This is a genomic window from uncultured Ralstonia sp., assembly GCA_913056305.1.
GTDB lineage: Bacteria > Pseudomonadota > Gammaproteobacteria > Burkholderiales > Burkholderiaceae > Ralstonia.
The window spans coordinates 1-7542 of the sequence record CAJXMR010000221.1; the positions used below are offsets into that span (position 1 = coordinate 1).

Annotated in this window: 3 protein-coding genes; all 3 read left to right on the top strand. The window is 69.5% G+C overall.

The features are described 5' to 3' along the window. Positions 1-339: chemotaxis protein CheW (locus tag QZ609_RS22330; RefSeq protein ID WP_295499627.1), on the top strand; the 339-nt coding region annotated here is incomplete at its 5' end. Between the two features lie 245 nt (positions 340-584). Then, positions 585-2825, top strand: coding sequence for a methyl-accepting chemotaxis protein (locus tag QZ609_RS22335; protein ID WP_295499629.1), 2241 nt, complete (start codon positions 585-587; stop codon positions 2823-2825). Positions 2826-2917: 92 nt separating this feature from the next. After that, positions 2918-7542 (top strand): Hpt domain-containing protein (locus QZ609_RS22340; RefSeq protein WP_295499631.1); only part of this gene is annotated, 4625 nt, incomplete at its 3' end.

Sequence of the window (7542 nt, forward strand, 5' to 3'; positions counted from 1 at the left end):
CAGCCGTGGTACCTCGGTCTCGTGAATGCGCGGGGCAACCTGCTGGGCGTGATCGACCTCGGCCTGTTCTGCGGCGAGGCGCCGACGGCGGGTGGCGTGGGCACCAAGATCGTGGTGCTGTCCAAGGACCCGCAGCGCGCCTGCGCGATCGTCGTGCCGCGCGTGGCGGGGCTGCGCAGCATGACCGACCTGCAGGCGGTGGACGCCGAGCCGGATCAGGACAAGCCATGGCAGGGACGTGCCTGGCGCGATGCGCAGGGCACGCTGTGGCGCGAGCTGGACGTGCGCCAACTGCTGGCCGATCCGGCCTTCCTGCAGGTGGGTCGCAGCCGCGCCTGAGCGGGGCAAGACGAAAGGCATGGGCCGCAGGATCGGCCCGCCAACGAAGAACAAGATGCGCGTGCCCGCAACACAAGCGGGCGCGCACAGGGGCAAGACGGCGGCACGTGGCGCGGCAACAGGACGCGCCGCAGATGTGCCACGGGAAGGTGCGGACCTCGCCAGGTTGGACAAGGCGCGGCCGCGGACGGGAAATCCATGCCGCCACTCTCGATAAGGCGGCATCGACAAGACAAGAGGGTCCTATGGGGTTCAAGTGGTTCAACGCAGGTCGCCGTGCCGGAGCAGAGGCTGGGGCGCCGGAGGTTGCAGCGGAGGGCGCCGGGTCGGCCGCCGCGCAGTTGGCGCAGTTGAATGATGCGGCCCACGAGGACGACAATCCCGCTGGCGCACCGTCGCAACTCGGCCGCACCCCGGTCGATGCCGTGGTCGGCTGGATGGAGCGGGTGCCGTTCGCGGCGCAGCAGCGCGTCTTCACGATCGGCCTGGTGGCCGGCCTGCTGGCCCTGCTGGTCTCGATCTACCTTGACAACCGCCAGGCCAACAACGGCTCCGCGCAGATCGAAATCGCTGGTGACACGCTGATGCACTCGCAGCGTCTGGCCAAGGCGGTGCCGGTGGCGCTGCTGGGTAACACCAACGCGTTCGCCCAGCTCAAGGAAAGCCGCACACGCCTGCAGGAAAACCTCGAAGCGCTCAAGAACGGCAGCGCCGATCGCGGCGTGCGTGCCACGGGCGGCGGCGAGGCCGAAGCCCTGCTCGACAAGTCGATGGACGAATGGAAGCGCAGCGAGAAGAGCGCCCAGGCCGTGCTGTCCCAGGAGAAGACCCTGGTGGCGGTGGGTAAGACGCTCTCCGTGTTCAACGCGTCCAACCCGGAACTGCTGGAAGAAGCCGAGCAGATCTCGTCGATGAAGCTGCAGACCAACGCCCCGGCGCGTGAAGTGGCAGCCTCCTCGCAGCTGGTGATGCTGACGCAGCGTCTCGGTAAGAACATGAACGAGTTCCTGGCCGGCGAAGGCGTGAACCCGGAAACGGCGTTCCTGCTGGGCAAGGACACCAACACCTTCCGCGAAACCCTGAACGGCCTGCTCAACGGCTCGGAAGCGCTGCGCCTGTCGGCCGCCACCGACCCGGAAACCAAGGGCTACCTGCAAGAGCTGTCGACCCGCTTCGACAACGTGCAGAAGACCACGCAGATCATCCTGGAAAACCTGCCGGGCCTGATCGCCGCCAAGCGCGCCCAGCAGCAGATCTTCAACGACAACGAAAAGCTGCGTGCCGACCTGTCGGACCTGCAGGCCTCCTATGCAACCAGCGTGCGCAGCCGTCCGCTGACGCTCGGCGCGGTGGTGCTGTCGGCCATCGTGACGGTGATCTGCCTGGCCGGCCTGGCCGCCCTGTACCTACGCGATTCGCGTGTGCGTACGATGGAAGCAGAAGCCCGTCAGCGTGAAGCTGAAGAACGCCGGATGGTGGAAAAGCGCAACAACGACACCACCCAGGCCGCAATTCTGCGTCTGATGAACGAACTGCAAGACATCGCAGACGGTGACTTGACCAAGCAGGCGACGGTGTCGGAAGACATCACCGGCGCCATTGCCGACTCGGTGAACTACACCGTGGAAGAACTGCGCGAGCTGGTCGGCCGGGTGCAGCAGACGGCCGAGCAGGTGACGCAGGCATCGTCGGCGGTGGCAGCCACCTCCGAAGGCCTGGTGGCCGCCTCGGAAGAACAGTCCCGCCAGATTCGCCAGACCGGCCAGTCGGTGGTGGAGATGGCCGACCGCATCACGCAGGTCTCGCGCGGCGCTGCTGAATCCGCCAACGTGGCACGCGCCTCGCTGGCCGCTGCCGAGCAAGGTCAGCAGGCGGTGCAGAACGCGATCACGGGCATGAACGACATCCGTGACCAGATTCAGGAAACCTCGAAGCGGATCAAGCGCCTGGGCGAATCGTCGCAGGAGATCGGTGAAATCGTGGAGCTGATCTCGGACATTACCGAGCAGACCAACGTGCTGGCACTGAACGCCGCCATCCAGGCAGCGTCGGCCGGTGAAGCCGGCCGCGGCTTCTCGGTGGTGGCAGAAGAAGTGCAGCGCCTGGCAGAACGTTCCGCCGAGGCAGCCAAGCAGATCGGTGCGCTGATCCGCACGATTCAGACCGACACCCAGGACGCGGTGCACGCCATGGAGCGCAGCACGGCGGGGGTGGTGGAAGGGGCCAAGCTGTCGGACAACGCCGGTGCCGCACTGGTGGAGATCGGCCGCGTGTCGCGCCAGCTGGCTGAACTGATTGAGAGCATCTCGCAGACGACCTCGCACGAAGCGACGCTGGCTTCCGACGTGGCGCAGAACATCGAACAGATCCTGCACATCACGGAGCAGACGTCGACCGGTACGCGCCAGACTGCGCAGTCGGTGCGCCAGCTCACGCAGCTTGCAGAAGAGCTGCGCGACTCGGTGGCCCGGTTCCGCATCGCTTAAACGGGTCGGTTAGCGCGTCGGCCAGGGCGTCACCACTGGATTTCGGGCGGGAGCGCCAAGCGGCGACCGCCACCTGCTTTTTGGAAGCACACATGCGTCATCAATCTTCCGCCCAGCCCGAATCCGCCTCCTTCGAGGCGGCCGGGGCCGCCCCTGCGGTGCGTGCTGCGTCGACCATGCCGGCGCGCGATCTGTCCGCGCTGGCCTGGGTTGCGCCCAACATGCGTGCCGCGCTGGACGATGCGGTGCGCGAGTTCGGCGAATACGTTGCCGACATCGTGGCCAATCCCGAGGTGATCGGGGCGCGCGACACCACCTCGCTGCGCCTGGCCGGCCAGTACCTGCACCAGGCTGCCGGCGCGCTGCTGATCGTCGGCCTGCGCGGCGTCGATGTGTACAGCCAGGCCGCCAAGCGCCTGCTCGAAGCCGTCGATGCCGGCACGCTCGCCGCCGATGCGCTTACGCTGGATGTCTTCTCGCGCGCCGTGCAGGCGCTGCAGGAATATGTCGCCGACCTGATGGCCGGCATGCCCGAAGAGCCGCTGCGCCTGTTCCAGCCGTATCAAGCCGTACTCGCCCGCCTGGGCGAAGAACGCGTCCACCCCGCCGACCTCTGGGCCGACGAGCTGCGCCACCTGCCGGCGTTGCTGCTGCCCTCGCGCGACCTGCCGGGGCTGGCGCGCCTGCGCCGCAAGTTCGAGCTGGCGCTGCTGACCGCGCTGCGCGCACCGCAAGCCGCTGCTGATGCAGCGGACCCGTCCGCCGCCGCCGCTGCCTACGCGCCGCTGGAACAACTGCTGCACGGCATCCGCGCGCTGGAGCGCGAGCCGCGCCGCACCGGCGACGATCTGCAGCGCGACCTGTGGCTCGTGCTGGCACTGACCTTCGGCGCGCTGCGTGCCGGGCTGGTGCCCGCCGACATGACGGCCAAGCGCCTGGCCGCGCGCGTCAACCTGCTGCTGCGCCAGTATTCGCACAACAACATCCACCTGCCGCAAGGCCTGCTGACCGACGCGCTCTACCTGCTGGCCGGCATGGCCTACAGCAACGCGCCCGCGGCGCCGGTGGGTGATGACACCCTGGGCCCGGATATCGTCGCCTGCGTGCAGGCCTTTGCGATTCCGGCCACGCACGCGCCGGCCGGCGCACTGCATACGCGCCAGTACTACGCGCTGCTGCCCGCCGACGCCACCGACACGCTGCAACGCGTCGGCCGCTCGCTCGAGACACTCAGCCAGCAGCCCTCGCCCGCCGCCGATGAACTCGACGCCGCGCTGCAGACGCTCACGCTGCACGCCGACACGCTCGGCCAGCCGGCGCTGTCCGCGCTGGCCAATCGCCTGAGCGAAACCCCCGACGCCCCCGATGCCCCCGCGCACGACGTGGCGCCGACGCTGCTGTTCCTCTCGCGCATGCTGGCGCGCCCATGGGCCCTGCATGGCGAATCCGGCGACCTGCGCAGTGCGTGGTTTGCCGCCCGCTGCAACGAGCTGTCGGAGCATGCACGCGCCACCCAAGCCGGCGAGGCGGTGCCCGCCCCGGCCTGGTTGTCATGCCTGGCCGAAGAAACCACGCGCCGCCGCGCGCTTGGCGAGCAGGTGCGCGCACTGCAAACAAAACTGGCCTCCGCCGAGACCCACCTCGACGCCTTCGAGCGCGAGGGCGCGGTCAGCGGCGGCCTGGCCGAAGCCAGCCGCCTGTTCGGCGAGATGCAAGGCACATTCGCTGCGCTGGATGCCCACGAAGCCGTGCACGCCACCGAATCGGCACAGTCGACCGTCGCCGCGCTGGAATCGATCGGCGCGGGCGCCGCGGCCGACCGTGAACGCTATCTCTCCGCATTGGCCGCCAACGCCAGCGGGCTGCAGGGTTTCCTCGATGCGCTGTCCGCCGGCACCGAACTCTCCGGCGCGCAGATCGACCAGATCGTGATCGAGGGCAAGCTGACGCCCACCGCCCGCGAATCGGCCTGGCGTGAATTCGCCTTCGATGCCGAAACCGGCATGCTGGCGCGCCGCGAGCCGCAGGCGGACGAGACCGACGCCGCAGAGGCCGCGCAGGCCGATGCCCCCGGTGCCTCGCCGCTGCAAAGCGTGCTGGACCGCCTGCTGGCCAAGCAGCCGGTCGACCCGGCCGACCCGCTCGCCGCCGAGCTGCGCACCGCGCTGCAGGAAGCGCGCGATGCCGCCGCCATCGACGACGATCCGGCACGCCGCCGCCGCCTGGAAGAGGCGTTGGCCCAGTTCGACGCATGGCAGGTCGGCAGCGCGGGCGCGCTCGAACGCATGCAGGCCGCGCTGGCCGCACCGGTGGCGGCGCCGTCGCCGGCCGCTGCACCCGCAGCGACCGCCGCCGCACGCGATACGCAATCGGTCGATGCCGAACTGCTCGACATCTTCCTGTCCGAAGCCGACGAAGTGCTCGCCGGCGTGCGCACCGACCTGCAGGCGCTGCATGCTGCCGCGCAGATCGGCTCGGGTGGTGTCGCGGTCGGCTCCGATCTGGACCTGCTCACGCAGCTGCGCCGCGCCTTCCACACGCTCAAGGGCTCGGGCCGCATGGTCGGCCTCACGCGCTTCGGCGAGGCCGCCTGGGCCATTGAACAGGTGATGAACGTCTGGCTGGCCGAGAGCCGCGTGCCGACGCCGGACCTGGCCGCGCTGCTCTCGCGCGCCGAGGCCGAGCTGTCGGCATGGGCCGCCGTCATTGCGCAATCGCCGTCGGCGGATCATCCGATCGAACCGCTGGTGGCCGCCGCCGAGCGCGTGCGCCACGGTGGCCCGTTCGTGTGGCTGGAGGCGGTGCCCGAAGCACAAGCACCGGTAGTCGCCGAGTCGGTCGCGCAGGCTGTCGCCGCGGAGCCGGCCAATGACGCATCCTCCCTGGTCTGGGAGGACGAGCCGGTGGCTGCCGAGCCCCAAGCTCCGAATGTCGAGTTCCAGACGCCGAGCGCCGAGTCCGAGGCTCCGAGCGTCGAGCTCGAAACGCTGAGCGCCGAGTTCGAGACCCCGAGCGTGGCGTTCCAGACTCCGGCCGCCGAGTCCGAAACTCCAATCGCCGAGTCCGAAACTTCGACGGTCGAGTTCGAAACTCCGATCGCCGAGTCCGTGACTCCTGGCGTCGAGTCCGAAACCCCGATCGCCGAGTTCGAAACGCCAAGCGTCGAGTCCGAAGCACCGCACGCCGACACTGACGCTCCGGCGCATGACGCCGAGGCCGACGCCAAGGTCATCCCGTTCCCGTTCGCGCAGACCGGTACGCCCGAGGAGCTGCCGCACGACGATGGCGTCAAGGCCATTGGCCCGGTGCGCATCAGCGTGGCGCTGTACAACGTCTACCTGCAGGAAGCCGACGACCTGATCCGCCGCCTGGGCGTGGACTTCTCGGAGTGGCGCCACGAGGGCCGCGCGCAGCCGAGCGAGCTGGCGCTGCGCGCCGCGCACACGCTGCAAGGCAGCTCCGCCGCCGTCGAGCTGGAGCCGGTGCGCCAGGTGGCCGATGCGCTGGAACAGGTGCTGCTGAACCTGCACGGCCGTCCGGTCGCGATGCACCCGGGCGACTTCCGCCTGCTGGACCAATCGGTCGAGCGCATGCGCGGCATGCTGCACCAGTTTGCCGCCAGCGTGTGGCCGGATGCGGACGAGCCCCTCTGCCGCGGCCTGGCCGAATTGTGCGAGCGCGTGCTGGTGCGTCCGCGCCTGCCGCTGGATGCCGCGCCGCAAGCCCTTGAGGAGGCGACGGGTGTCGAGCAGACCACCGCCGCCCAGGACGACGCGCCGGCCTACGCCGTGCCGCAGGACCTGGCCACGCTTGCGCCGGCCTACGAGCCGCCCGTGGCCGAGCCCGCCGTCGCCGAGCTGGTGCGCCAGGCCCCGGCCGATGCGCTGGACCCGGCACTGCTGGAAATCTTCCTGGAAGAGGCGCACGTCGCCCTGCCCGAACTCGGCCAGCACCTGCGCGCATGGGAAGCCGCGCCGCAGGATCGCACTGCTTCCGGCCTGCTGCTGCGTAACCTGCACACCGTCAAGGGCAGTGCGCGCATGGCCGGTGCGATGACGCTGGGCCAGGCCGCGCACGAAATGGAAAGCGCGATCGAAACCGGCCTGCGCCACAACCGCGTGGACGACACGCTGTTCCGCAAGCTCTACGTCTGGTTTGACCGCATCCAGGCCCACGTCGATGCGCTGGGCGCCGGCAAATCGCTGCCGCTGGACGCCGGTCTGGCTGACGCCGCCGAAGCGCCGCAGGCGGCCGCAGAAGCCGAGGCACCGGCCGGCACGTCGATGCTGCCGGCCGTGGCCGCCGCCACCAGTGTCGATCTGAGCGCCGCGCGCAGCGCCGCCGTCGAAGCGCAGGAAGCCGCCGAACGCCAGCGCGCCATGGTGCGTGTGCAGGCGCGCGCGCTCGATGCGCTCATCAACGACGCCGGTGAGGTGGGTGCCGCGCGGGCGCGTCTCGAATCGGAAGTCGATGCGCTCAAGACCTACCTGTCGGAACTGAACGACAACGTTGCGCGCTTGCGCTCGCAGGTGCGCGAGATCGAAATCCAGGCCGAAACGCAGATGGAGTCGCGCATTGCCGATGCGCAAGCCCATAGCGAAGCGTTCGACCCGCTGGAGTTCGACCGCTTCACGCGCCTGCAGGAACTCACGCGGATGATGGCCGAGTCCGTCAACGACGTGGCGACGGTGCAGCAGAACTTGTTCCGCGGTTTCGA

Excerpts from the sequence above, each read along its gene's own strand:
- QZ609_RS22335 (WP_295499629.1), top strand. The coding sequence starts at position 585 with ATGGGGTTCAAGTGGTTCAACGCAGGTCGCCGTGCCGGAGCAGAGGCT.